Consider the following 24,922-nt stretch of genomic DNA (forward strand, 5'->3'; position numbering starts at 1 on the left):
CATTATCTTACTATACCATACGAAAGAAAAATGGTATTATTTTGTAATCTTTACTTTACTCACATCCATAAAAAAAGAGCACATCCCACAGAATGTGCCCTTTCTATACTCATTAAATTATTTTTCGTTCTCTTCTTTTTCCTTATCAAACCATAATAGCTCATCGTCATCAACTTCACCATTATAATTGATTAGAATCTCTTCTCCCGCTTTTATATCTTTGTAAGCAAAGAAGTTAAACGTATGATTCTCAAAGACAATATCATACGTTGCATTCGGATTATATGCATGATTAAATAACATGCCGTATCCTAAAAGGAATGCCGTATGATTTACCCCATACTCAAATGCGTAGTCAGCAAGTAACGTTTTCTCAATGTGTTCATGCTGTTCATTCGGATAAGAGATAACTGGTGCTGAGTGTATCAACTCACCCTTTTTAATATCACGAGTTGCAAATACACCTCTATTAAATTCTCCATCACTAAGTTCAGAAGTCTTAACTTCAATCATATGTGTCACCTATATATTTCTTTCTTCGAAGTATTTTTCTCCTTAAGCTTGGCAGAAAACGCGGAGAAAAGCAATTAAATTCCTACCAAGTATAAAAAGGGCACATTATTGTGCTCTTTTTAGGTGATATTCTATGAAGCCCCGCGCATCAATTATTTCAATTTAAATACCGCACTAACTGGGTTATGATCACTATTTTCAAACTTTAAGTCTTTCCCTTGTACATTTACAATTTCAACATTCGGTGAAACCATAAATCCATCAATAATAGTGACAAAGTTTTCACCTTCCACATATTTCTTCACATCATCCCTTACCGTCATAACAGATGGATCTACAGCCCATTGAAATCCTCCATCCGCAAAGTCCTTTGGTAACTCTACTAGCCATTCAGGACGCTCTTTCACAAACTTAGGATCACTTAATTGAACATTAGAAAGTAACTGGTTCCAATCCCCACCTAATATTACGTAATCACCATTTTGATAACACTTGTTCATATATTCTTTTAAATACTCTGCTTGTTGCTTTCTAATTTTTCCGCCCTCATCATAAGCAGATAAATGTACATTTACGAGCCTAACATACTTCCCATTATTAACAGGGATTTTATGTTCAACAATCGCTCGATCTAAATCGAATAAACGCTTCGGCCAAGGCTCCATTCCGGGTAGTTGGAACCGCGTTGCTGTTTGAACTGTATATTTAGAAAATGTACTTAATCCGCCCTCAGCATATCCCAGCGGTTTTGTGACTGGGACAGGAACCCACTTAGTATCGTAGTTCTTCCCAAATGACGAAGCATAATCAGATAATCCTTTTTTCAAAAACTCATGCTCATTTACATCAAATGATCGGTGGGATTTTATATCAACTTCTTGTAACAATGTAAAATCGCTATTCTCATTTTGTAAAAATGAAAGCATATTTTTCAAGTTCACTTCAGTCTGTTCTTTACTACTCGAACCAGAACCCTTTCCTCCGTCCATAAAGAAGTCTTGATCCTTATCTAATCCAGCATACCCAATATTAAATGTTGTAACTTTAAATTCATTTCCTTGCTGCAGTACACGCTCTTTGTTATTTTCAACCTTTACGTCTAAAACATTTGCTGGCTGCTCTTTTGTAAGTGTCATATAAGCTAAAAATCCACCTAGAATACCAGCTACTATTAAAATAAATATTAATACTATTTTTAAAAATTTCTTCAAAACACATGACCCCTTTTTTTGTAAAATAACATTTTATTTTTCTGTATTTTCAGTTAAATGAAGATAGATTAAAGACACAAGAAATATTTTACCATAAAGAAAAATTCATATCATTATATTTAGCTAACAAATAATCGTTGTTTCTCTCACTGCAATTATCTTGAAATTCAATCATAACATTTAAGAAGACAAGACTGTAAAGCAATTACAATCCACAACAGAGAAATTGCAACTTCAAAGAATATACAGATCCTACTTTTCGTTAACATATTTATTGGTAATCCAAAATAATATTTAGTACACTATAAATAGAACTTATAGGCGATGGAGTTCGCCGTAAATGCGAATTAGCTAATGACTCCTACCAGTATGACTACTGGTAGGAGTCTATTTTTTTTGAGTACACTATTAGAGAGGTGAAGAAGTTGAAATATATTATTGTTGGCATAGCTGGTATATTAGGAGCTCTTTCCCGTTATTATTTAGGTTTTACTATCGATACGCTTTGGCATCATTCATTACCACTCGCTACATTAACGATTAACTTAATTGGTTGTTTCTTACTTGCTTTGCTAGCCACCTATATCGCTCGGTTAAACATCTTACCCTCCGAAGTTATTACCGGGATCGGAACCGGATTTATCGGTTCATTTACGACGTTTTCAACATTCAGTGTAGAAACTGTACAGTTAATCAATCATTCACATTTTAGTATCGCATTTTTATATGTATCATGCAGTATGCTAGGTGGTCTAATTATGTCTGGGCTTGGCTATAAACTTGGAGATTTTTTACTACAAAAACACCTTGAGGAAGGTGAAATATCATGATTAACGCTTTATTAGTAGCAACAGGAGGATTCTTCGGTGCCATTACACGATTTGCAATTAGTAATTGGTTTAAAGAAAGAAACAAAACTTCATTTCCGATTGCTACATTCCTCATTAATATAACGGGAGCATTTTTACTCGGATATATAATTGGCAAAGGGATAACTACAAGTTGGCAATTATTATTAGGCACAGGGTTTATGGGCGCCTTCACTACATTTTCAACGTTTAAATTAGAATCCGTTCAGCTTTTCAACCGCAAAAAATTTGGCATACTATTTTTATATTTAAGCGCGACTTATATGATTGGTATCATCTTCGCATTCCTCGGGATGAAGTTAGGTGGCATATAAAAAAGCGACTCTTTTACCGGTCGCTTTCTTTCATAAAAAGTATGTCCCGCCATACGGAATTGAAAATAAACCAGCTGGATACACATCATAATGTACAATTTGCACAGGAAGCTGTGAATACGGCATATACTGACTCTGCATCATTTGCGCTACCTGTGCTTGTTGTTGCATTTGAATAGCCTGATGCACTGCCTGAACTGTCATCTGTGCCCCGGCCAATGTAATAGCTGGCCCTACTTGTCTTCCAAGTTGAAAATAATGGTTCATCATTATTCAGCTCACTTTTTATTTTTCTTCCATATCATATGTCTCTATTTCATAGTAAGTGTTTTATCCCGCTATTTGCGGGCAGTAAACGCCCGATTGGTGAAGGCTAATAATCAGTGGGGGATGAACAAAATCCCCACTGATTATAGTTTCACTTTATCGCGCTTGCTTTTTTCGAAACATCGAGAAAACAGCCACGAATAAAATCACAATAATTCCAGTAAAAACAAATAAATAGGCTAATGGAATTAAGAAAAATGGTTCGACTAAAGTTCCATCTGGCTTCACTTCGGAACCAATTATATTAAACATAAGTATACATAACACGCCTAAAAATATCGGACTAGAAGCTAATAAATATTTTTTCTTCATCATAATTCCTCCTTTTTATACTCTAAAATGTCACCTGGCTGACACTCTAAAGCTTCACATACCTTCTCTAAAGTTGAGAATTTAATTGCTTTTGCTTTTCCATTTTTTAATATCGAGACATTCGCCATTGTAATTCCTAATTTCTCGGATAACTCTGTCACACTCATTTTTCTTTTCGCTAACATTACATCGAGATTTACTACAATCGTCATAACAGAGCACCTCAAATCGTTAAGTCGTTATCATCTTTTATTTCACTTGCTTTTCTAATTAAATGAGAAAGTAAGGAAGTAAAAATAGATATAACGACTGAGAAGAATAAAATAAGTAATAGAATAACTAAAATGCTCGTATGATAACTTCCAGCTGTGAAAATATATAGTAATGCTCCGATATATAAAACACCTTCAGTCATAGATAAAATACTAATCCTCTTTAATCGATTCGCATTTTTTACAGTAAAGGCTTTGTGTGAGGCAATATCTGAACATATTTTCCATCCTAAAAATAAAGCGCTAAAAAATGGAATTCCTGTGATCCAAATGAACAGTACGAATGGCTTATATAGTCCCTTCAAATTTTCTGAAACTAACAATACCGCTCTTCCCGTTTCTGGCCCAATATATATGCAGAACAATAAACCAAAACATCCGCAAAGAATGATAATTAACTTTAACCATAATGACAATTCTTTTTGTTTCACAAAAATCCCCTCCTGAACTAACAGCATTTATCTATTGCTGTTTTTTCAACTTTGAAGTGATAAATCCAAATAGCAACACACCAATACCACTAAAGAACAATAGGTAGCTTACTGGTACTAGGAAAAAGAAAGGTTCTACAAGAAGCCCATTATCCGCCACTTTACTAGTTGTACCGTGCATTAATAAACAGGTAACTCCTAACGATATTAGTACGATAGCTAATAAAAATTTATTTTTCATAATATATTCTCCTTTAATTTCACAATTAATTTTTCCGCATTCCTTTTGCTATCCTCATAATAAGCCCCACTGCATTATAGGTCAACAACTATTTATTGTTTTACGATAAATAGTTGTTGTTTTAAATGATAAAAAAGACTATAGACAATCATTGTCTATAGTCTTTTTACTCTAAAATATTCTTTTTGGAACATACACATTCTTATCGCATTATGGTAGTTGCCATCAACGAAGAACTCATCTTGCAACTCACCTTCTACTATAAATCCGACCTTTTTATAAACGTGTACAGCTTTTTCATTCTCTTTATCGACAACTAAATATATTTTATGCATATTTAATACGGAAAAAGCGTAATCCATTGCTAAACGCGTTGCATCAGCTGCATAACCGTAACCTTGGTAACTCGGATCAATAATAATTTGGAATTCAGTTCTACGGTGAATATAATCGATTTCTACTAATTCGACCAATCCAACCATCTCATTATCTTTCTCAACGATAAATCGGCGCTCACTTTGATCATGTATATGTTTATCATATAAATCCTGCAGCTCCACAAATGCCTCATACGGTTCTTCAAACCAATACGACATAATATGTGCATTATTATTAAGTTCGTGTACAAACTTTAAATCTTCCCGTTCTAAAGGACGTAATTTTAATTCCTTACTCATTTCTATAACCTCCAAGTAAAATAACCTCTTCACTTAATTTCTCATTTTTTTTAGATTTCAAACGTCCTACTTACATTGTAAACTTTCAAGTAACTTGAAGGTCAAGATGTAAAAATAGTGCAAACAAAAGTCTGCACTACTACTCTTTCTTCAAATCCCTCATATTGGATATGTATAAAGCAATGACTAAAACAAGAATAGACCCTGCATATAACAACGTCTCCATCGGTTCATCGTGAGACACGATAATTAATCGAATTAAAGCCGTAATCCCGATATAAATAAAATACCGTAATGGAAAATGATAATTCGATTTAAAATACTTAATAATTAATGCGATAAACTCGAAGTATAAGAAGTAGACAATGATGCTTTCAACTAATTTATACGGTGTGTATTTCTTCGCTGAAAATATGTATTGAATAAAAGTAATCGTCTCGTTAATTAAAAAGATAGATAAGACAATTGATAATATGATTAACGCTATATTTAATATCCACTGCAAAACACTAGCTATATAATGATCAATATTAAATGATTTCATTTTCACTTTAGACTCCCTTTCGTGTAAGTACTTGTTCATTATAACAAACTTACAATTATAGGAGTGTTAAATCAAATATGATCGTCCTCTTTCACTAGCACTTCACCATTAGGATATCTTTGCTTAATATAGTCGCTTCCCCAATCGCAAAGTACTTTTAAAACTTCTTTTAATGATTGTCCCTGTTTCGTAAGAGAATACCCAACTTTCGGTGGTACTTGATTGTATACTTTTCTAGACACAAGCCCATCTTTTTCAAGCTCTTTCAATTGCTCAGTAAGCATTTTTTGCGTAATACCAGTGACCAATCGTTTTAACTCGCCCGTTAATGCGGGATAAAAATCAAACGACTTTATTATCTCTATACAAATAGGGATTAGCAAATAATGTTACTATAACCTCAAAAAAAGAAATCTTATTTTAACTTTCCTATCGATAGGTTAACACGATAATTCCCGTACTTTAATAGTCGCCCCAGAAAGTTATCCAATTCTTCATTAGAAGCAAAATGTGTTTTTAATAAATAACATCCCTCACCACTTATACGATGCACTTCAGAAATTCCTTCTTCTCCTTGAAAGAAATTCATAAACTCTTGATGATTAACTGTTGTTACAAACAAAGTAACAAATGCAGTCACTATTTGTCCTAATTTGATTCGGTTTATTGCAATTGTATATTGTTCAATAATCCCTAAATCCTCTAATCTCCGAATTCGATTTCCTACAGCCTGCCCCGTCATATGTATTTTTTGACCAAGTTCTTTCCATTGTATTCTTGAGTTTTCTCCTAATAATTTCAGTATCTCAAAATCTGTTTGATCAATGATATAAACCAATCCTTTCATCGTGAAAGTAGAAAGCCAGAAAGTGTTTCGCCAACTTATTCTGCTTGTCGATACAATTCACTATACTTAGTTTATCCTCTTACATCACATTGTTTATCAGTTATATTTACTTATAACACAGAGGACGCAACAAAAAAATACATCTAGATTTAAAGGAGGTTACAAATATGTTATTACAAGAGATTTTATCGTTCAATGAACAATTTGTAGAAAATAAAGAATACGCTCCTCGTGAAGCGACAAAAATGCCTAAAAAACGTATGGTTGTTGTTTCTTGCATGGACGCTCGTTTAATTGAGCTACTTCCAAAAGCTTTAGATATACACGATGGTGATGCAAAAGTTATCAGAAATGCAGGTGGTAAAATTGCTTCTGCTTTCGATAGTGTTATGCAAAGTGTTGTCGCATCAGTATATGATCTAAATGCAGATGAAATCTTCCTTATCGGACACCAAAGATGTGGTGCGAGCCAAACTAATCCAAAAGGAACACTTCAAAAAATATTAGATCGTGGAGTAGCTTCACCAGAAATTTTATCAGCGATTGAATATGCTGGTGTTGACCTTGAAAAATGGTTATTTGGATTCGATGATGTCAACGGTTCAACTCAAGCTAATGTTGATTTAGTAAGAAATCATCCACTTATTCCAAAAGATGTTCCTGTACATGGTTTAGTTATTGATCCTCACACAGGTAAATTAGATTTAATAGTTGATGGATATAAAGCATTAAATGGTATGAAAAATTAATTATTACTTAAATGAAGGGAAGTTATTAGATATGAATAGACAAGAAGCTACGCAAAAAATTATGGAAGCAAAAATTGCAAAAGGTTTAACATGGGAAGAAATTTCAAAAGTAAGTGAAAACTCTGAGACTTGGGTTGTAACAGCGTTATTAGGACAAGCTACAATGACACGTCCAGAAGCAGAAAAAATCGGTAAACTATTAGAATTAGATGAAGAAGTAGTTCAAGCATTAACAGTAGTTCCACTTAGAGGTCAAGTAATGCAAATGCCTCCTACTGACCCAATCTTATATCGATTATATGAAATGATGTTACAATACGCACCAACTCTTAGAGAATTAATCCTAGAAAAAGCTGGCGAAGGTGTAATGAGTGCAATTAACTTCAATCTAGGTGTGGACACACAAGAAGATCCAAAAGGTGGCGACCCTCGTATCGTGATTACACTTAACGGGAAATTCTTACCGTTCCGTACATGGTAATTAATTAAAAATCTATCTATATAATTAAAGTAATTTTATAGATTTACAAAATCCATCCTTTTTAATCTAGCTGTGTAGAAAGGATGGATTTTTACTATGAGATTCTTTTTATACAAGGGAGAATAATATGAATAAAAAATACGTCGATACGAGCTTTAGTATTCTACAGTGGTTTGTGTTTTTATTAGCAAATGCAATTGCATTGCCTATCATTATTGGTGGCATATTCCATTTATCAATAGAAGATATCTCAACATTAATGCAACGAACTTTTTTAGTTGTAGGAGTAAGTTCATTTATACAAGCATGGTTTGGGCATCGCTATCCCATAGCGGATGGGCCAGCCGGTTCATGGGTAAGTATATTTGTCATATTGGGACAAGTCGCTATGCATCAGGGACAAAGTGCAAAGGATGTATTACAACTTTTAGAAGGCGGATTAATTATTGCAGGTATATTACTCTTCGTCCTTGGTATAACAGGGCTTGTTCATCGAATTCTACGTTTATTTACACCCTTGGTTACAGGAACTTTTCTTTTAATATTATCTCTTCAGCTTAGTGGTGTGTTACTAAAAGGAATGATGGGATTACAAGGAGCTGTAACTCATCCTGATTATACAACGGCTGCTATTGCGCTCTTTGTTTTTGCCCTTATTACTTTCTTATCAATTAAAGGGAACGGATGGATGAAAAGTTACGCTGTGTTACTTGGAATTTCATGTGGTTGGCTTTTGTATGCTGTATTAGGAAAATCATCTCATATGCCTTCACACACACCGTTAGTTAAGTTACCAGAGCTATTTTCTTGGGGCACACCTAGATTAGATATTGGAATGGCTCTAACTGCAACTTTATTTACATTTCTTTTAGTTGCAAATACAATCGCTGCTATTTCGGCTGTAAAACAAGTGGCTCCGTTATCTAAAGAAAATGAAAAGCAAATACTGAACCGCGGCGTGTGGGCAGGAGGTATATCGCATATTATCTCGTCGTTGTTTTCTACAATTGGAATTGTACCATTACCTGCATCAGCAGGATTCATTCAACTAACAGGACAAAGAAAAGTGAAGTCGTTCCTTATAGCAAGTCTTATATTAGCAGGAATTTCTTTTATTCCTTCAATTGTAAACTTTATATCCTTGCTACCAGGTCCTATTGCTAATGCCGCACTTTTAGCAACATTTGTCCAAGTAATAGGCATTTCATTTCAATCCATTTTACGTGAAGAATTAAATCAACGCCGATTAACTATATTAGGAATTTCATTATTAATCAGTTTGGGAATAATGTTTCTTCCAGAAAGTGCGTTTAGCGGAATTCCTTCTTCCTTACAATATGTTTTAAGTAATGGATTACTTGTGGGTACCATGCTTGTCATTCTATTGGAACAGTTTTGGAAAGAGTAAAATTTGTGACTAAGTAAAAAAGCGCCCTGCTTACAGGGCGCCTTTTTATACCTAATGACTAATACTAGCAGTTGGGTATAATGTTGTTCCTCCAATTGAAACTTTTATTTCATTTGTTAATGGAACATTTTGTTCATTAATAATTGTTCTCCACCATTCCCATGCAAGACCAGTACATTCTCTTGCTACGATTTTTATATTTTTTGAATTTGGTGGAAGAGGGATAACTGTAGAGTAATGAGCCGTTTTGTCTTTGCCGCTACCATCCCATGTTTTATGTGTTAGTACTTCTTTACCATTTTGATCAAATGTGAATTCATCCCAAGATACATCAAATTGCGCAACGTAAGCACCGTAATGATCCAGTGTCATTTTAGCACTTGAATATTCTGTAGTTGTCGTCTCGATATAATCTGTATTGTTATGAACAGCAGCAGTTGCATTATCTTTTAAAAAAGTACTTGTATATGAAATTGGGTATGCTGGATTTTTAAGACTTAATTCAGCATTATCTTTAATGATATTTCGGATTTCATTGAAATCTTTAGTAACAACCTTGTTATGCTCTTTCGCATCTCCGCCTAATACTACAGCAGTAAAGGTACTTTCTTCAAAAATATCTTTGTACTGTCCATTCGTTTCGACGCTGTTATTCTTAAGTAAGGCTTTAAAAGCAGCTTGTACATCTTTGCTCTTAGATGTTGTTTCTAATTTTACATAAACAGTTCTACCATAAGCTACATTTGAGACCATAACAGGTGGAGCCGAATTACTTACACCTTTACGAGTTAACTCACCAAAAGTAACACTATTATCAAAAAGATCGGATGGATTGTTAGGTAGTTCAGCACTTACGGTATAAAATATTTGCTTATATGCCGCTACCATCACTTTTTTCTCTCCATTTGCAACCGCATTAAAATCAATGTTTAGACTGTTATCAAGATATTTGGCGTTAACGTTAAGGGCACTTGCGATTTGTGATTTACTATAAACCATAGATTCTGTATACTGCATTCTTGCGGGTAACGTATGTGTTTTAGAATACTTTTCATTCCAAGTAGATACTAAATCATCTACTGCTCCAGCCACATTACCATATGTCGGATTCTGGACAGTAATTGTATTTTCTTTTCTCATGCCAGGTAAGTCTATACTAATATTTAAAGGCTTTCTCTTAGCCACTAATAAACTAGGTTGATTGTCTGCAAAAGCTTTATTTGCAAGTTGTACCGCTCCTGGATACGTACGATTCGCCACAGAATCAATAATCGAAATATCGACTGGTGAAGTTGTAAGTGATTTTTTCTCGCGTTCCACTACTACAAATTTACCATTTGAATTGATACTTTCTTTCGGAACAAAACTCTCTACTTTATCACCATTTACAGCTAAAACCCCTTGATTATTATATTTAAGATTTGCTATACCAGTATCAATGCCACTAGCATTTTTGGTTACATCAGTTGTATTACCTGCTTGTGTTTCTGCGAAGGAAATAGATGAATAATTAATAGTGCATAGACTAACTAATAAACACGCAAGGAACTTTCTTCTTTTAGTGTTTTTCTTAATATTCAGAAAAATCACCCCGTTCTTTTTTTAGTAAGATATGATAATGATTGATAAATGATAGCTAACTAATAAACCTACATAAATGCTTTCAAAAGTTCTTGAATTAACGGGATTACGCCACCTACAAATTTCAAAACTGCCATTGCGATTTCCATATTATTTCCTCCTTTTTTATTGCTACGAAAATGTGATTTATCTTTATGCCCTCATTATAGTGACCCCTTACACTTTTATCAATACACTCTTATATGCAATATTACATACAAAAAAACAAGCTGAATTCTTATAAAAAGTTATACAGAGATAAATTTTTCGTTTGGTAAATACTTGAAAATGCGAAGCGTTCCTTTGCATTTCATGAGTAATTTACAAGTTTATTGTTGGAAGCATCGCAGGACCGGAAGTAATGAAATACATGTAGGACTGTTACGAGCAGCCAGAAATATTAAGAGTTATCATGGGCAACCGCATTAAAAAAAGCTGCTGCCTATAAAATACAGACAGCAACTTCAACTAGAGTAGCAGGCATGATTTACACAAGCTACAGTATTTTTTGACATACTCATTTTTTACATTTTGTAACTAATAAACAGCGATCGGACCATAAGGACCATTGATAATTTCTATTTTTGTTTCAAAAATATCTGTCAAAATTTTTGGGTCCATAACCTCTTCTACTGTTCCAAAAGCAGCAATTTGTCCATCTTTCATAGCACAAATTTTATCAGAGTATTTAGCAGCAAAATTTATGTCATGCATAACAGTCAAAATTGTTCTTCCGAATTCATTAGCTGCACGTCTCAAATGCTCCATCATTTGAACAGAACGAGCAACATCAAGGTTGTTCAGAGGCTCGTCCAAAAGTACATATTCAGTCTCTTGGCACAATACCATCGCTACATATGCTCTTTGCCTTTGACCACCAGAAAGCTCATCTAAATATCTATTCTCTAAATTAGTTAAATCCAAGAAATCGATATATTTAGAAATAATAGATTCATCCTCTTTAGTTAACCTTCCCTTTGAATAAGGAAAGCGCCCAAATCCAACTAGTTGTCTAACAGTAAGCCTCGTTACAAAATGATTTTCTTGTCGCAATATAGTCAAAACTTTTGCTAAGTCTTTTGATTTGGATTCAGAAACATCCATATTCGCTACCTGAATTTGACCTTCATCCATATCTAAGAGTCTTCCAATCATCAAAAGTGTCGTTGACTTTCCAGCTCCATTTGGTCCAATTAAAGAAGTAAAGCCCGCTTTTGGTATTTCAATATCTAAAGGTCCTATTTTCACCTTATCAGTATAGAACTTTTTAACGTTATCAATTTTTATCATAAAGCCCTCTTCCTTAAAACTATAGTTAAGAATATTATTCCACCAAATAATTCGATAATAACTGAAACTACACCTTGAGCATGGAATACATGATACATTAAAAAGTATGCACTCGTCATTATCAAAAATCCTATAGCAAAAGCCATTGGAAAAATATATCTATGATCATAAGTTGACGCCGCCTGATAACTCAAAGTTGCTACTAAAAAGCCGTAGAAAGTAAGTGGCCCAATTAGAGCTGTTGAGATGGACATTAAAATAGCTACTAATACAAGCGTATAAATTACACTAGGTTGATATTTAACCCCAAAAGAAGTAGCAACATCCTTTCCTAGTGACAAAACATTCAAATTCTTAGAATGAGCCAAAATTAATACTGCTACAATTATGACCATAGGAATTACAATAGGAAAATATGCAGGATCTGCATGATTAACAGAACCAAATAACCTTGCTTGTAAAATATCAAACTCTGAAGGCGCAAGTAGTTTTCTCATGAAAGTTGACACAGAATTTAGCCCGGTACCAATAATAATTCCAACTAAAAGCATAAGTTGTAAATTCCCGTATTTACCGGAAAGTAACCATCCATAAAGTATCAAACTCATGAAGACCATAACAACAACTTGAAATAAAAATGATCCAATTCCACTAAAATTTATCAATGCACTAGCACCAAAGAAGAATATTGTACTCGTTTGAATTGCTGAATAAAGTGATTCGAAACCTAAAAGCGAAGGAGTAATAATTTTATTATTCGTAATAGATTGGAAAGCAACTGTCGACAAACTATGACAAACTGCAGCAATAATCATAGCAACAATAGCTACTATCCTTCTCTTAACAACTGGGATAAAAGAAGGTGAATCTATCGGAACTGGATTGTTATAAACTAAAAGTCCATATGAAGAAAGAAGGCCTAAAGCAATCAATGTTATCAGTAAAATCCAATAACGTCTTGCTTCCTTCTTAGAACGAAAAGCACTAGCTGATCTATTTTCATTATGAAGGCTAGAATCGATTTCGACATTTTCTTTATTTTTATATTCTAATGTGATCATCGTAGCCTCCTTGGTTTTCTTTGCCTCAATAAAATAGTAATAAACACGACTGCTCCCACTGTTGCAAGTATTAAAGAAACAGGTACTTCAAAAGGCTTTATAATTGTTCGAGAAATGATGTCACAGGCAGTTATTGTCCCCATTCCGATCACGCACACCCAAGGTAAATTACTCCTAAGATCATCACCTCTAAACATTGAAACAATATTTGGAACAATTAATCCCAAGAAAGGTAAGTGTCCAATAACAGCTGCAACAATTCCAACTGCAACAGAGATAAGGCCAGTCCCAAAAAGAACAATTCTATTGTAATTAACTCCAAGGCTTGTTGCGACATCTTCTCCTAGTCCAGCTAAAGTCAATCTATTAGCATACATAAAAATAAGCAAAGTAATGATAACAATCAGCCATAAATATTCATATCTTCCCACCTGAACGTTAGCAAATGAACCTACAAACCAAGTTTCAATACTTTGCGTCATTTGAAAAAGGAGTCCCAAAAAAGTAGACACTGCAGAAATAACTGCTCCAAGCATCAATCCAATAATCGGGACAATTAAAGACGAACGAAGTTTAACTCTTCTTAAAAATAAAAAGAAAATCATAGTTCCTATAAAAGAAAAAATGATTGCACCAGTCATTCTTTGAACTAAAGTCGGGGCAGGGAATAATAAATATACAAAAAGCAGGCCTAAGCCTGACCATTCAATAGTCCCCGTTGTAGTAGGTTCAACAAAACGATTCTGTGTAATGAGTTGCATTACGAGTCCTGCCATCGCCATTGCAGCACCAGTAAGCATTAATGCAACTGTTCTCGGAACACGAGTTATGAAAAACATCTCCATTCCGTCCTCTTGTCCGCGTATATCATAAACTCCAGTAAACAGTGATATAATCCCTAAAATTATAACAACTATAATCGCTATTATAAAAGGTTTTGTCCATAATTTATTGTGATTATAAAACTGGGGTTGAGAAGTATTCTCAACCCTAGAAATTATATTTTTTGACACTGTTTCGTACTCCTTTACACTACTTAGCTAAAGTTTTTGCAATATTACCAAATAACTCTATGTAAGTCTGAATTGATTCATTTGTGTAAGTATCTTCTGGTGCATAAACAACCTGTTTTTTAGAAACAGCAGTTGTGTTTTGAAGAGCAGGTGATTTAGAAATAACATCTTTAGCAGGAGCTGAAGTAGCAGCATCAGATGTTGCAGCATCACGATCTAATACGAAAAGCCAATCAGGATTTGTTTGTGCAATAGCTTCAACAGAAACGTCATCACCTTTATGACCTGCAGTAGAATTAGACACTTCTAGTGCTGGAGTCCAACCGAAAATCTCATACATTGGTCCCCAAACGCGACCAGAGTGAGGAGCAGCAAAAGCAATATTCCCACCAGTAACAATAACACTCATAACTTTATCTTTTCCATTATAAGCAGATTTTGCAGTTTCAATAGATTTATCAAAATCAGCTACTAATTGTTTAGCTTCTTTATCTTTATCAAAGATTTTTCCTAAAGTAATTGTAGAACTTTTAAGTCCATCTACTAAATTTTTCCCAGGCGTAGTAGATTTCTCAGAAACATCAACATTAAGATCAATAACAGCTGCATTTGGCACTAATTTTTTGATTTCTTCGTAATGGCCAGCAAATCTTTGACCAACGATTACAAGTTCAGGGTTTGCAGCTGCTATAATTTCAAGATTTGGTTCGCGGTGATTTCCAATATTTTGAACTTTGCTATCCTTTACATATGCTGAATCTGCAGGCATTACATCCTTTGGAGCAGCCGCTAATTTAATTCCCCAATCAGCTAAAGTTTCAAAAGTTCTATTATCCAAAGCAACTACATTTTTTGGATTTACAGGGACTTTAACAGTTCCATGTGCATCAGTGATTTCAACCGTTTTTGGCTTATCACTACTATCACCTTTATTAGCTTTCGAAGTTTCCTTACTTGAATCTGAGCAAGCTACTAACATTAAAGTGAAAATTGCTAGAATACTTACTAATTTTAAAAGCATAGTTTTTTTCATACGTATACTCCTTATAATGTAATTTAGTTCGAAAATGATAACGTCCATAGATTAAATTAGATAGTAACCTTTATGCATCTAAATCGCTATTGATAATCATTTTCATTTGAATATCCTGTTAATAAGTATAGTCATTAATTATGTGAAAATCTTGTGAATGGTGTGAGTTAATAAAATTAAACATAAATTAGATACAGTCTCATCTAATGCGCACCAGAGTCATCCCCCACACGTACTAATCAATAGATTGGGCACCTTATAAACCATGATTCCTACTGCAAAAAAAATGACCATTAATAGCTAATTATTTCATAATCCATTGCCTGGTAGCAATATTCTTTTTATAGTTTCCGTCTTTTAATATTTCTCAGAAACTATTTGATTATCAGATTTAATAGAAAAAACGAGTAAAACTGAATGAAGCAGTTTTACTCGTTTTTTCTATTATGCTAGATATTGTTTATTATGACAAACTGTACTTTACCTATTATCTTATTTTTATCATTCAACCATTGAATAGCCCCTGCCATGTATCGTTTGAATATACCTGTCTTTCTTCTCGCACTTTAACTTTTTTCTTACATACCCAATATATAAGTCTACTACATTTGGATTTACTACTACGTTAAATCCCCAAACCTGATTCAAAAGCATTTCACGGCTCAATATTGTATTTTTATTCTTGATTAAAAATACAAGTAAATCATACTCGCGCTTAGTAAGCGAGAGATTTTTACCACCTTTTTTCACAATATTGCTAGATGCATCAACAAAGAGATCTTTAAACTGAAAAAAGTTTGTCTCATTTTGCTGGATACAGTCACTTCTCCTTAAAATAGCTTGAACCCTTGCTACTAATTCTTCTTTCACAAATGGTTTTCTTATATAATCATCTGCTCCTGCTTGTAGCCCTGCTATGCAATCCTTGCTAGAAATATTGTCGGTCACAATAATGATCGGTGTCGTTTTAACAAGTCGTATTTGTCTGCAAATTTCTGGTCCCGATATACTTAATGAATCCCAATCCAATATGATAATATCCCAATCTTGTTCATATATTATATTTAAACCTTGGTTTTCATTGTGAAGTTTTAAAATGAAATAGCCTTCTTGCGTTAGACCGCTTACGATTTTCTTTGCAAAAGACCGTTCATTCTTAATTACCAACACCTGCTTCACCGATGGTTCACCTCTACTTCAATATAACTTAGTTAGATAAAAAATTATCCCAAAAAAATAATTTAAGATTTATAAATATTAAATTCCTAAAATAAGCCATTATAACAGCTTATTAGGATAACTCTATACAATCTTACAATAGATATGGATAAAAACACAAAATATATGAAGATTTAAATAAATGTTATTTAATCATTAAGGGGCAGCTATAGTATCTACCTGCTTATCATCAATAACTATTTCTTCACTTTCTGTTTCAGGGGTACCGCCCCATCCCCATCAACTTAAGCATTTTATAAAACCACAAAACAAAAAGAACCATAACCCCGCCAATCTGGCAAAGTTATGGTTCATATCATACAAAATAAAAAACCACCAAATATGTATTGGTGGAGACGGTGGGAGTCGAACCCACGTCCAAAAATATCGGCACTTAAGCTTCTACGAGTGTAGTCGATATATTAGCATTTCGCGAACTCTTCGGCCTATCGACAGGCTTCCAAGTTGCTAGTCTGATTGTTCTCTTCCTTCGCCCTCAGACGGCGAACTCCGGCGTAGTCCACTTAGTTTGAGTCCCTTACCCTACCACATGGACGATGGAGGGAGGAACCTTTAGTGCAATTAAGCAGCTAAAGAAAGATTGTTTTGTTTGCCAATTATAGGCTTTGACGTTTTAACGAGGCCGATCCCCTCGACTCGCAACCTAAGCTCGAACTATCCCTGTCGAATCCGTAACGTCCCCATGATAAAAATGGAGCATACGAAGAAATATCGTGATAGCTACTAAGAGCTGTTTTTCAATGTGCAACAATCTTACATAAGTTATTATATCATACGCGCGCCGTTTTACAAATGTAAATATCTGTATTACATCTTTTGACGATCACGGAACACGCGTGCAATTTCACGTTTAGCTTCTTTCTCTTTTAAATCGTGACGCTTATCATATTGCTTCTTACCTTTTGCTAAACCAAGTGCCATTTTCGCAAATCCATTTTTCAAATAGATTCTAACTGGAACTAATGCATATCCTGTTTCTTTTGCGTAACCTGCTAGCTTATCAATTTCTTTTTTATGAAGAAGTAACTTCCTTGTACGTAGCGGATCGTGATTGAAACGATTCCCTTGTTCATATGTATTAATATGCATATTATGAACCCATACTTCACCGTTATGTATACGTGCAAACGCATCTTTCAAGTTCACGCGTCCAGCGCGAATCGACTTAATTTCCGTTCCTTGAAGGACAAGCCCTACTTCGTATGTTTCTTCGATGAAATAATCATGAAATGCCTTTTTATTTTGCGCAATAACCTTACCTGTACCTTTTGGCATATAACGTCCCTCCTCTATTTTTACCATTGTAACAAATGTAAACAAAAAGCGAAAGTGGCTCGCTCATAATGCGAGGCGAAGCCACTCTTTTCTTACTTGCGCTTTTTCTTTTTCTTCTTGAATCCTGGTACATTTTCAAAGAATCCTTTTTTCTTCTTGCCATTACTATTACTATTACCATTACTATTACTATCTTTTTTCCCTGGCTGACTAGCGGATGTGGATGCTGATGCTTTTCCTTTTCCTTGGCCACCACGATCAAACTTTCTTCCTGTGCCGCGTTCGCCACCGCGCTCATTACTACGCTCGCTACGTCCACCGCGTTTCTTTCTACCTGTTCTTGGCTGTTCAATCACAACTGGACGATCTTTGAACTTGCGACGAGGTGTGCCTTTCATGCCAACGATTTCAAAGTCGATTGCTCGCTCGTCTTTATTTACGTTAATAACACGAATTGTAATTTCGTCACCGATGCGGAATACGTTACCTGTACGTTCTCCAATCATCGCAAAATGTTTTTCGTCATAACGGTAGTAATCATCTGTTAAATAGCTAACGTGTACAAGGCCTTCAATTGTATTTGGAAGCTCTACGAATAAACCGAAGTTTGTTACAGAGCTAATCATACCGTCATACTCTTCACCGATCTTATCAACCATATACTCTGCTTTTTTCATTTCGTCTGTTTCACGTTCTGCTTCAACAGCGCGGCGTTCCATATTAGAAGAGTGCTCTGCAATCTCAGGTAAGTTTTCACGCCATTTCGCTTGCGTTTCGTTGTCTACTTTACCATTAATGATGTATTCACGAATCAATCTATGAACAATCGTATCTGGGTAACGACGAATTGGCGATGTGAAATGCGTGTAGAACTCAGTTGATAAACCGAAATGTCCTAAGCTGTCCGAATCGTAACGTGCTTGCTTCATAGAACGAAGCATAACTGTTGAAATGACTACTTCTTCTGGCTGACCTTGAACCATTTCAAGAATTTGTTGCAGCGCACGAGGATGTATTTCGTTCGCACGTCCTTTTACTGCATATCCGAAGTTTGTTACAAACTCGAAGAAACGCTCAAGCTTATCTTCTTTCGGATCTTCATGGACACGGTACATAAACGGTACGTTCATCCAGTGGAAGTGCTCTGCTACTGTTTCGTTCGCAACAAGCATAAACTCTTCAATTAACTTCTCTGATACAGAACGATCACGCATTACAACATCAGTCGGTTTTCCTTCTTCATCTACTAGTACTTTCGCTTCTTTAAAGTCAAAGTCAATCGCACCGCGGCGCATACGTTTTTCACGTAAAATTTGTGCTAACTGCCCCATTTCTTTAAACATTGGTACTAGCGGCTCGTAACGTTCAATTAGCGCTTCGTCTTCATCTTCTAAAATGCTTCTTACGTCAGCATACGTCATACGCTCTGTCGTTTTAATTACACTTTGGAAAATCTCATGCTTTACAACATCACCTAGATTGTTGATTTCCATTTCACAAGATAGTGTCAGACGGTCTACTTTCGGATTTAATGAACAAATACCGTTAGATAAACGATGCGGAATCATCGGAATTACACGGTCTACAAGATATACACTCGTTGCTCTCTCCGCTGCTTCAACATCAATTGGAGAACCTTCTTGAACGTAATGACTTACATCCGCAATATGAACGCCAAGCTTATGGTTACCGTTCTCAAGCTTCGTTACTGTAACAGCGTCATCTAAGTCTTTCGCATCCGCACCATCAATTGTAACAATCATTTGATCACGTAAATCACGGCGATCTTTTATATCTTCTTCTGAAATCGTTTCTGGTACACTGTTTGCATGTTCCATCACTTCTTCAGGAAATGCTAAAGGTAAATGATGTTTATGAATGACAGATAAAATATCTACTCCTGGGTCATTTTTATGACCTAGAATTTGAATAACTTCACCTTCTGCGCTTAAACGGTTCTCTGGGTAGCCCGTAATTTTCACAACTACTTTATGGCCTTCTACAGCGCCCATAGATGCACTTTTCAAGATAAAAATGTCACTTGTCCAGCGTTTATTATCAGGTATAACAAATCCAAAGTTCTTTGACTCTGTATATGTACCAACTAGTTCCTTCGTTCCACGCTCTAAAATACGAACAATCGCGCCTTCTTGGCGTGATCCACTTGATTGCGCGCTAACACGTGCTAATACTGTATCACCATGAAGTGCGCCATTTAATTCTGTAGGCGGGATGAAAAGATCATCATCTCCTGTTTTCTTCTCTTCTGGAACGACGAACGCAAAACCACGTGCGTGCCCAATTAATTTACCGCGTACTAAATTCATTTTTTCTGGAAGACCGTAGCGGTTACTACGTGTGCGGATAACAAGCCCCTTCTCTTCCATCATTACAAGTGCCTTTACGAAATCTTTAAAGCCCTCAGAGCCTTCGATTCCAAATGCAGCTTCTAATTCTTGTATCGTTAACGGTTTATACGCTTCTTCCCTCATAAATAATAACAACTTATCAATATGTTCTTGCATGATTTCTTCCAAGCAGAAATACCTCCTTTAAACCCTTATATTATTTAGTGTATCCGAAAGATGGGGGATGTATAAAGTGAAACTTTAATCATCTCCCAATGATTTTTTACAGCTTTCATAAAGTGTAACTTTAATCAGTGGGGTTTTGTCCCTTCCCACTGATTATTAGCCCACACCAATTGGGATAATAAATTCCCTTATGAAAAAAAGAGGCAACTAGATCTTACCAATCTAGTTGCTCCAAGAAGTTATATACATCCTCATGTAGCACATCACGTTCTTTATCAAGTGTAATGACATGCGTAGAGTCTTCATACCATTTAATGTCTTTTAACGTAGATTCTACACCGTTATAAATAATGTTAGCACTATCTGTATTAATCATCTCATCATGACGTGCTTGTACAACGAATGTTGGAGCATAAATCATATCAACATTATTGCGTACGTCACGAATCAACTCCTGTAATGCTTTTAATGTATTCATTGGTGTCTGTTTAAATTCAAACATTTCCTGCTCAATTCGTTCTGGTGATTTTTGCTCACGCTTTTTATATTCGCGGGCATATGCCAATATACCTTGGTACATAATTTCTTCACTTTTAATGTACATCGGTGCACACATTGGTACAACACCTAAAATCGGTAATGTATAAGCAAGTTTTAATGAGAATACTCCGCCTAATGATAATCCAACCGCAGCTATTTTCTCGTAACCTTGATCTTTTAAATGCTGGTAGGCATTCATTACATCTTTCCACCAGTCTTCAGGGCCTGTATGAACAAGCTCTTGTGGTGGTACGCCGTGTCCTTTATAAATTGGCGCATGACAAGTATAGCCTTTCTTCTCTAAGAAACGCCCTAGCATGCGTACGTCAGCTGAGTTCCCTGTGAATCCATGTAATAATAAAACAGCGCGGTCTCCACCTTCAAATGTAAATGGTTTCGGAGATGCTAATTTCATCATGTACTTCTCCTCTTTCTCTTCTGTAATCTAGTCGTATTCTTTCTATTCTTAGTGTACCATATTTATAATTCTATAATCTAATTAGAAACTTTTTTTGAATAACAAATCAAAAAAAGAAGAACCATTAGCATAATCCGCTAACGCTTCTTCTTTTAATTTTATAAGTTTAAGTACGTAACAGCAATTGTTAGTACAAAGAACAACACAGCTAAAACAACTGTAACACGGTTTAATACCGCTTCAATTCCACGTGCTTTTTGCTTACCAAATAATTGCTCTGCACCGCCTGAAATTGCACCTGAAAGGCCTGAGCTATTACTAGACTGCATAAGTACCATAACAATCATTAAAATCGATACAATAATAAGTAAAACAGATAATAACGTATGCACTTGGCGTACCTCCTACAAAGATTCAGTTATTTTAAATGTAGCATAAATCCTATAGAAAAGCGAGAGCTATAGAATCGCTCTCGCTTTTCTTCTATTACATAAACACCATTGCGAATAACGGTCCAAGCAAACATGTCAAAATTGCTGTTAATGTCATTGTTACCGATCCAATAACACCTTCATGCTCATTATTTTTCATCGCTCTCATAACACCCATAATATGAGATGCACATCCAAAGCCAATCCCTTTACCAACTGAGTTTGTAACGCGGCTCCATTTTAATAAAATTGGTCCTGAAATCGTTCCAGTAATCCCTGCGATAACGACGAAGGCCGCTGTTAAGGACGGGACACCACCAACTTGTTCAGATACACTCATCGCAACTGGCATTGTCACTGATTTTGGTAAAGAAGATAAAATTAAGCTTTTATCTGTTCCCATAAGTGTGGCGATAGCCAAATCACTTGCAATAGCAACTGTTGTACCTACTAATACCCCACCAGCAATTGGTACAACATATTTTTGCAGAACATGACGTTGTTTATAAAGCGGGATTGCAAATGCTACAACACCTGGTCCGAGTAACTTCGCAATCCAGCCACCACCACTTTCCATATAATTTTGATATGGTATATCAAGCATTATAAATAAGAAAGCCATTAATCCTGTTGCAACAAGCATTGGAATGGTAAATGGTGTTGGAAATAATTTGTAGATTTTTTTAGATAATTGATATAATAGCACCGTAAAAAGAACCCAACCGATTCCGATTAATATTTGGCTCATTGTGTCTCTTTTTCCTTTCTATTCGCAAGATATTGTCCTGTATGTCCTGCGACAATAATAATTAAAAACGTACTCGCTACAACTGTAATGAAAAGAGAAATTCCTTTACTCATAAAAAAAGCACCGTAATTCATTAAGCCAAGCGTTGGCGGAATTAATAAAAACGGCATAATAGCAACGAGTGTTTCTGCTCCTAAATCAAACCATTTCACTGGAAGTACTTTTAGGCTAAGAAAAACAAGCAGGAGGAACATCCCAATCAAACTTCCTGGAATCGGAATATTCAACATTTCTTGCACCCAATTTCCAACCATATAAAATACATAAAGAGCAGAAATTTGGACAAGAATCTTTGTAAGTTTCATGTTCATCATCCCTCATGTTTATACGATCTTCTGTTAATATCCTTATCATAGTATAAATTGTAAAAACCTGCAATTTATCAAATCGACAACGAAAACCCACTATATTATACGCTTACACCCTTGATATGACTGCGTTTCCGCATATAATTTATGTCAAAAACCTTGACCTAATATACAAAGTTTATATATTCTGAATTTTGATGGGTATTATTTCAATAAAATAAAATCCTTCACTCCATTTTTCTTCTGCCTTCTCTCTAGCACACATATATATAGATAGGTGGTGAACATATGTCTAAAAAAGTTCTTATTTTTTGTGATCCTGGAATCGACGATACGATAGCCCTCCTCCTCGCATTCTTTATCGATGAAATTGAAATTGTTGGGATAGTCACCGATTACGGCAATGTTCCAAAAGAAATGGCCGTACAAAATGCTCATTTCCTTAAACAAAAATCAAGAAATAGAGATATGAAAATATTTGGTGGTTCAGACCGTCCTCTCAATGGAGGTCCTCCCGCTTTTTTACCGATGTTCACGGTAAAGAAGGGTTAGGGCCAATCATCCCAAATGAAAAGTTACAAAACGGGGAAATGGAGAATTTTTTTGAAGTTATCCCTCTTATCGAGCAGTATAAAGACGAACTAGTCATTGTAAGTTTAGGACGACTCACTTCCCTAGCTGTTTTATTTATTTTATGTAAAAACTTAATGCAGCAAATTGCTATCGATTTTGATTATAATCTCTTCTTCAAATACTTCATGTCACTTATGACGGACGAACAATTTTAGCATAAAAAAACAGACCGTGATTTCTCACGGTCTGTCGTTATTTTCTACAATTATCGTTTGATATTGTAGAAAGATTGTAAACCAGCGTAAACAGCGATTTCGCCTAGCTCGTCTTCGATACGTAATAATTGGTTGTACTTAGCAATACGGTCAGTACGGCTCATAGAACCAGTTTTGATTTGGCCAGCGTTAGTTGCAACTGCGATGTCAGCGATTGTAGCATCTTCAGTTTCACCAGAACGGTGAGATACAACTGCTGTGTAACCAGCACGTTTAGCCATTTCGATTGCTTCGAAAGTCTCAGTTAAAGTACCGATTTGGTTAACTTTAATTAAGATTGAGTTAGAGATACCTTTTTCGATACCTTCAGCAAGTTTTTGAGTGTTAGTTACGAATAAATCGTCACCAACTAATTGTACTTTATCACCGATACGCTCAGTTAATAATTTGTGACCATCCCAGTCGTTTTCGTCTAGACCATCTTCAATAGAGATGATTGGGAAGTCTTTGCAAAGCTCTTCGTAGAAATCAACCATTTCTGCAGAAGTTAAGCCAGTACGGCCTTCGCCTGCAAGGTCATATTTACCAGTTTCTTTGTTGTAGAACTCAGAAGAAGCAACGTCCATTCCTAAGAATACGTTCTCTCCAGCTTTGTAACCAGCTTTTTCGATAGCTTCGATGATTACTTCTAATGCTTCACGGTTAGAACCAAGGTTTGGAGCGAATCCACCTTCGTCACCTACTGCAGTGTTAAGACCTTTGTCATGTAATACAGCTTTAAGTGCATGGAATACTTCAGCACCCATACGGATTGATTCTTTGAATGTTGGAGCACCAACTGGTAAGATCATGAACTCTTGGAAATCAACGTTGTTATCAGCGTGAGAACCACCGTTGATGATGTTCATCATTGGAGTTGGTAATTGTTTTGCATTGAATCCACCAAGGTAACGGTATAATGGAAGACCTACGAAGTCAGCTGCTGCGTGAGCTACTGCCATAGATACACCAAGGATAGCGTTAGCGCCTAGTTTACCTTTGTTTGGAGTGCCATCTAATTCGATCATAGCACGGTCGATACCAGCTTGGTCAGTTACGTCGAAACCAACGATTTCTGGAGCGATTGCTTCGTTAACGTTGTTTACTGCGTTCATAACACCTTTACCAAGGTAACGAGATTTGTCACCGTCACGTAATTCTACTGCTTCGTGCTCACCAGTAGATGCACCACTTGGTACGATAGCGCGTCCGAATGCGCCGCTTTCTGTGTAAACTTCTACTTCTACAGTTGGGTTACCACGAGAGTCAAGGACTTCGCGAGCATAAACATCAATAATTGTTGACATAATAAATTCTCTCCTTTTTATA

29 protein-coding genes, 1 other RNA gene, 1 pseudogene and 1 riboswitch are annotated in these 24,922 nt (G+C 35.5%); of the genes and pseudogenes, 6 read left to right on the plus strand and 25 right to left on the minus strand.

The window, feature by feature from the left end:
• Window positions 1–117: 117 nt before the first annotated feature.
• Window positions 118–513: an SET domain-containing protein gene (locus NSQ47_RS18735; protein WP_000573650.1), complete on the minus strand. Its 396-nt coding sequence runs from the start codon at window positions 511–513 to the stop codon at window positions 118–120.
• 152 nt (window positions 514–665) lie between these two features.
• Window positions 666–1,724 carry an endonuclease/exonuclease/phosphatase family protein gene (locus NSQ47_RS18740; protein WP_341037646.1) on the minus strand — a complete coding sequence of 353 codons (1,059 nt, stop codon included), beginning with the start codon at window positions 1,722–1,724 and terminating at the stop codon, window positions 666–668.
• Window positions 1,725–2,035: 311 nt separating this feature from the next.
• Window positions 2,036–2,095: riboswitch (Fluoride riboswitch) on the plus strand.
• A 54-nt stretch (window positions 2,096–2,149) separates the two neighbouring features.
• On the opposite strand from NSQ47_RS18740, the gene crcB (NSQ47_RS18745) reads away from it, so the two are divergent.
• Window positions 2,150–2,554 carry a fluoride efflux transporter CrcB gene (crcB, locus tag NSQ47_RS18745; RefSeq protein ID WP_341037648.1) on the plus strand — a complete coding sequence of 135 codons (405 nt, stop codon included), beginning with the start codon at window positions 2,150–2,152 and terminating at the stop codon, window positions 2,552–2,554.
• Window positions 2,551–2,907: a fluoride efflux transporter CrcB gene (crcB, locus tag NSQ47_RS18750; protein WP_016106584.1), complete on the plus strand. Its 357-nt coding sequence runs from the start codon at window positions 2,551–2,553 to the stop codon at window positions 2,905–2,907. Before crcB (NSQ47_RS18745) ends, crcB (NSQ47_RS18750) begins: the two co-directional genes overlap by 4 nt.
• A 30-nt stretch (window positions 2,908–2,937) precedes the next feature.
• Here crcB (NSQ47_RS18750) and NSQ47_RS18755 read toward each other — a convergent pair whose 3' ends face one another.
• The 9 genes from NSQ47_RS18755 to NSQ47_RS18795 all read right to left on the minus strand — a co-directional run bounded on the left by NSQ47_RS18755 (window position 2,938) and on the right by NSQ47_RS18795 (window position 6,558).
• The gene (locus tag NSQ47_RS18755) at window positions 2,938–3,177 is read right to left on the minus strand and encodes a DUF3947 family protein (protein WP_341037649.1); all 240 of its coding nucleotides are present in this window, start codon (window positions 3,175–3,177) and stop codon (window positions 2,938–2,940) included.
• Between the two features lie 153 nt (window positions 3,178–3,330).
• Window positions 3,331–3,546, minus strand: coding sequence for a DUF3955 domain-containing protein (locus NSQ47_RS18760; protein ID WP_002159933.1), 216 nt, complete (start codon window positions 3,544–3,546; stop codon window positions 3,331–3,333).
• The gene (locus tag NSQ47_RS18765; protein WP_445662098.1) at window positions 3,546–3,758 is read right to left on the minus strand and encodes a helix-turn-helix domain-containing protein; all 213 of its coding nucleotides are present in this window, start codon (window positions 3,756–3,758) and stop codon (window positions 3,546–3,548) included. The genes NSQ47_RS18760 and NSQ47_RS18765 overlap by 1 nt, the downstream gene beginning before the upstream one ends.
• 11 nt (window positions 3,759–3,769) lie before the next feature.
• Window positions 3,770–4,249, minus strand: a complete 480-nt coding sequence (locus tag NSQ47_RS18770; RefSeq protein WP_002159932.1) for a DUF2975 domain-containing protein — start codon at window positions 4,247–4,249, stop codon at window positions 3,770–3,772.
• Between the two features lie 31 nt (window positions 4,250–4,280).
• Complete coding sequence (locus tag NSQ47_RS18775) at window positions 4,281–4,490, minus strand: DUF3955 domain-containing protein (RefSeq protein WP_002159931.1); 210 nt, start codon at window positions 4,488–4,490, stop codon at window positions 4,281–4,283.
• Window positions 4,491–4,645: 155 nt separating this feature from the next.
• Entirely contained in the window at window positions 4,646–5,167 is a 522-nt protein-coding gene (gene speG, locus NSQ47_RS18780) for a spermidine N1-acetyltransferase (RefSeq protein WP_002159930.1), read from the minus strand.
• Window positions 5,168–5,306: 139 nt separating this feature from the next.
• A complete protein-coding gene (gene psiE, locus NSQ47_RS18785; RefSeq protein WP_002159929.1) occupies window positions 5,307–5,711 on the minus strand; it encodes a phosphate-starvation-inducible protein PsiE in 405 nt (134 codons plus the stop codon).
• Window positions 5,712–5,782: 71 nt separating this feature from the next.
• Entirely contained in the window at window positions 5,783–6,094 is a 312-nt protein-coding gene (locus NSQ47_RS18790; protein ID WP_033714903.1) for a winged helix-turn-helix transcriptional regulator, read from the minus strand.
• A gap of 32 nt (window positions 6,095–6,126) precedes the next feature.
• Window positions 6,127–6,558, minus strand: a complete 432-nt coding sequence (locus NSQ47_RS18795; RefSeq protein ID WP_002159927.1) for an Lrp/AsnC family transcriptional regulator — start codon at window positions 6,556–6,558, stop codon at window positions 6,127–6,129.
• A 167-nt stretch (window positions 6,559–6,725) separates the two neighbouring features.
• On the opposite strand from NSQ47_RS18795, the gene NSQ47_RS18800 reads away from it, so the two are divergent.
• The 3 genes from NSQ47_RS18800 (at window position 6,726) to NSQ47_RS18810 (ending at window position 9,196) form a co-directional block, all read left to right on the plus strand.
• Complete coding sequence (locus NSQ47_RS18800) at window positions 6,726–7,307, plus strand: beta-class carbonic anhydrase (RefSeq protein ID WP_000926491.1); 582 nt, start codon at window positions 6,726–6,728, stop codon at window positions 7,305–7,307.
• Between the two features lie 31 nt (window positions 7,308–7,338).
• On the plus strand, window positions 7,339–7,788 hold the full coding sequence (cynS, locus tag NSQ47_RS18805) for a cyanase (protein ID WP_001081567.1): 450 nt from the start codon (window positions 7,339–7,341) through the stop codon (window positions 7,786–7,788).
• Window positions 7,789–7,915: 127 nt separating this feature from the next.
• The gene (locus NSQ47_RS18810; protein WP_078173409.1) at window positions 7,916–9,196 is read left to right on the plus strand and encodes a purine/pyrimidine permease; all 1,281 of its coding nucleotides are present in this window, start codon (window positions 7,916–7,918) and stop codon (window positions 9,194–9,196) included.
• 51 nt (window positions 9,197–9,247) lie between these two features.
• Here the strand turns inward: NSQ47_RS18810 and alo are convergent, their stop codons facing one another.
• From alo to NSQ47_RS18875, 13 genes are all read right to left on the minus strand, one after another.
• On the minus strand, window positions 9,248–10,786 hold the full coding sequence (alo, locus tag NSQ47_RS18815) for an anthrolysin O/cereolysin O family cholesterol-dependent cytolysin Alo (protein ID WP_016106590.1): 1,539 nt from the start codon (window positions 10,784–10,786) through the stop codon (window positions 9,248–9,250).
• 567 nt (window positions 10,787–11,353) lie between these two features.
• Window positions 11,354–12,106 carry an iron ABC transporter ATP-binding protein gene (locus NSQ47_RS18820; protein ID WP_002144935.1) on the minus strand — a complete coding sequence of 251 codons (753 nt, stop codon included), beginning with the start codon at window positions 12,104–12,106 and terminating at the stop codon, window positions 11,354–11,356.
• Entirely contained in the window at window positions 12,103–13,167 is a 1,065-nt protein-coding gene (locus tag NSQ47_RS18825) for an iron chelate uptake ABC transporter family permease subunit (RefSeq protein ID WP_078173407.1), read from the minus strand. The genes NSQ47_RS18820 and NSQ47_RS18825 overlap by 4 nt, the downstream gene beginning before the upstream one ends.
• Window positions 13,164–14,180 carry an ABC transporter permease gene (locus tag NSQ47_RS18830; RefSeq protein WP_002129872.1) on the minus strand — a complete coding sequence of 339 codons (1,017 nt, stop codon included), beginning with the start codon at window positions 14,178–14,180 and terminating at the stop codon, window positions 13,164–13,166. Before NSQ47_RS18830 ends, NSQ47_RS18825 begins: the two co-directional genes overlap by 4 nt.
• Before the next feature lie 19 nt (window positions 14,181–14,199).
• Window positions 14,200–15,213 (minus strand): siderophore ABC transporter substrate-binding protein, encoded by a 1,014-nt coding sequence (locus tag NSQ47_RS18835; protein WP_341037651.1) that lies wholly within the window; start codon window positions 15,211–15,213, stop codon window positions 14,200–14,202.
• A gap of 501 nt (window positions 15,214–15,714) precedes the next feature.
• Complete coding sequence (locus NSQ47_RS18840) at window positions 15,715–16,392, minus strand: response regulator transcription factor (RefSeq protein ID WP_078173405.1); 678 nt, start codon at window positions 16,390–16,392, stop codon at window positions 15,715–15,717.
• Between the two features lie 387 nt (window positions 16,393–16,779).
• Window positions 16,780–17,134: a transfer-messenger RNA gene (gene ssrA, locus NSQ47_RS18845) on the minus strand.
• Window positions 17,135–17,259: 125 nt separating this feature from the next.
• Window positions 17,260–17,727 (minus strand): SsrA-binding protein, encoded by a 468-nt coding sequence (smpB, locus tag NSQ47_RS18850; RefSeq protein WP_002034685.1) that lies wholly within the window; start codon window positions 17,725–17,727, stop codon window positions 17,260–17,262.
• 92 nt (window positions 17,728–17,819) lie between these two features.
• A complete protein-coding gene (gene rnr / locus NSQ47_RS18855) occupies window positions 17,820–20,252 on the minus strand; it encodes a ribonuclease R (RefSeq protein WP_439823122.1) in 2,433 nt (810 codons plus the stop codon).
• A gap of 223 nt (window positions 20,253–20,475) precedes the next feature.
• Window positions 20,476–21,216, minus strand: coding sequence for an alpha/beta hydrolase (locus NSQ47_RS18860; RefSeq protein ID WP_165497462.1), 741 nt, complete (start codon window positions 21,214–21,216; stop codon window positions 20,476–20,478).
• Window positions 21,217–21,377: 161 nt separating this feature from the next.
• Window positions 21,378–21,611: a preprotein translocase subunit SecG gene (gene secG / locus NSQ47_RS18865; protein ID WP_002112793.1), complete on the minus strand. Its 234-nt coding sequence runs from the start codon at window positions 21,609–21,611 to the stop codon at window positions 21,378–21,380.
• 94 nt (window positions 21,612–21,705) lie between these two features.
• Window positions 21,706–22,398 (minus strand): LrgB family protein, encoded by a 693-nt coding sequence (locus NSQ47_RS18870; protein WP_002159917.1) that lies wholly within the window; start codon window positions 22,396–22,398, stop codon window positions 21,706–21,708.
• A complete protein-coding gene (locus NSQ47_RS18875) occupies window positions 22,395–22,772 on the minus strand; it encodes a CidA/LrgA family holin-like protein (RefSeq protein WP_171902574.1) in 378 nt (125 codons plus the stop codon). Before NSQ47_RS18875 ends, NSQ47_RS18870 begins: the two co-directional genes overlap by 4 nt.
• A 282-nt stretch (window positions 22,773–23,054) precedes the next feature.
• On the opposite strand from NSQ47_RS18875, the pseudogene NSQ47_RS18880 reads away from it, so the two are divergent.
• Window positions 23,055–23,485 (plus strand): annotated as a pseudogene (locus tag NSQ47_RS18880) (nucleoside hydrolase); the annotation flags it as partial.
• 119 nt (window positions 23,486–23,604) lie between these two features.
• Here the strand turns inward: NSQ47_RS18880 and eno are convergent.
• The gene (gene eno, locus NSQ47_RS18885) at window positions 23,605–24,900 is read right to left on the minus strand and encodes a phosphopyruvate hydratase (protein ID WP_002112796.1); all 1,296 of its coding nucleotides are present in this window, start codon (window positions 24,898–24,900) and stop codon (window positions 23,605–23,607) included.
• Window positions 24,901–24,922: the final 22 nt, after the last annotated feature.

The sequence above is a fragment of the Bacillus sp. FSL R10-2780 genome, from assembly GCF_038006125.1.
Classification (GTDB): Bacteria; Bacillota; Bacilli; order Bacillales; family Bacillaceae_G; genus Bacillus_A; species Bacillus_A cereus_U.

Bases quoted from the DNA above. Each gene is read 5' to 3' on its own strand.
- cynS (WP_001081567.1), top strand. From the start codon at position 7,339: ATGAATAGACAAGAAGCTACGCAAAAAATTATGGAAGCAAAAATTGCA.
- NSQ47_RS18795 (WP_002159927.1), bottom strand. From the start codon at position 6,558: ATGAAAGGATTGGTTTATATCATTGATCAAACAGATTTTGAGATACTG.
- NSQ47_RS18835 (WP_341037651.1), bottom strand. From the start codon at position 15,213: ATGAAAAAAACTATGCTTTTAAAATTAGTAAGTATTCTAGCAATTTTC.
- NSQ47_RS18870 (WP_002159917.1), bottom strand. From the start codon at position 22,398: ATGAGCCAAATATTAATCGGAATCGGTTGGGTTCTTTTTACGGTGCTA.
- NSQ47_RS18860 (WP_165497462.1), bottom strand. From the start codon at position 21,216: ATGAAATTAGCATCTCCGAAACCATTTACATTTGAAGGTGGAGACCGC.
- NSQ47_RS18775 (WP_002159931.1), bottom strand. From the start codon at position 4,490: ATGAAAAATAAATTTTTATTAGCTATCGTACTAATATCGTTAGGAGTT.
- smpB (WP_002034685.1), bottom strand. From the start codon at position 17,727: ATGCCAAAAGGTACAGGTAAGGTTATTGCGCAAAATAAAAAGGCATTT.
- NSQ47_RS18875 (WP_171902574.1), bottom strand. From the start codon at position 22,772: ATGATGAACATGAAACTTACAAAGATTCTTGTCCAAATTTCTGCTCTT.
- NSQ47_RS18825 (WP_078173407.1), bottom strand. From the start codon at position 13,167: ATGATCACATTAGAATATAAAAATAAAGAAAATGTCGAAATCGATTCT.
- NSQ47_RS18810 (WP_078173409.1), top strand. From the start codon at position 7,916: ATGAATAAAAAATACGTCGATACGAGCTTTAGTATTCTACAGTGGTTT.
- NSQ47_RS18765 (WP_445662098.1), bottom strand. From the start codon at position 3,758: ATGACGATTGTAGTAAATCTCGATGTAATGTTAGCGAAAAGAAAAATG.
- NSQ47_RS18820 (WP_002144935.1), bottom strand. From the start codon at position 12,106: ATGATAAAAATTGATAACGTTAAAAAGTTCTATACTGATAAGGTGAAA.
- crcB (WP_016106584.1), top strand. From the start codon at position 2,551: ATGATTAACGCTTTATTAGTAGCAACAGGAGGATTCTTCGGTGCCATT.
- eno (WP_002112796.1), bottom strand. From the start codon at position 24,900: ATGTCAACAATTATTGATGTTTATGCTCGCGAAGTCCTTGACTCTCGT.
- psiE (WP_002159929.1), bottom strand. From the start codon at position 5,711: ATGAAATCATTTAATATTGATCATTATATAGCTAGTGTTTTGCAGTGG.
- speG (WP_002159930.1), bottom strand. From the start codon at position 5,167: ATGAGTAAGGAATTAAAATTACGTCCTTTAGAACGGGAAGATTTAAAG.
- NSQ47_RS18755 (WP_341037649.1), bottom strand. From the start codon at position 3,177: ATGATGAACCATTATTTTCAACTTGGAAGACAAGTAGGGCCAGCTATT.
- NSQ47_RS18800 (WP_000926491.1), top strand. From the start codon at position 6,726: ATGTTATTACAAGAGATTTTATCGTTCAATGAACAATTTGTAGAAAAT.
- rnr (WP_439823122.1), bottom strand. From the start codon at position 20,252: ATGCAAGAACATATTGATAAGTTGTTATTATTTATGAGGGAAGAAGCG.
- NSQ47_RS18735 (WP_000573650.1), bottom strand. From the start codon at position 513: ATGATTGAAGTTAAGACTTCTGAACTTAGTGATGGAGAATTTAATAGA.
- NSQ47_RS18760 (WP_002159933.1), bottom strand. From the start codon at position 3,546: ATGAAGAAAAAATATTTATTAGCTTCTAGTCCGATATTTTTAGGCGTG.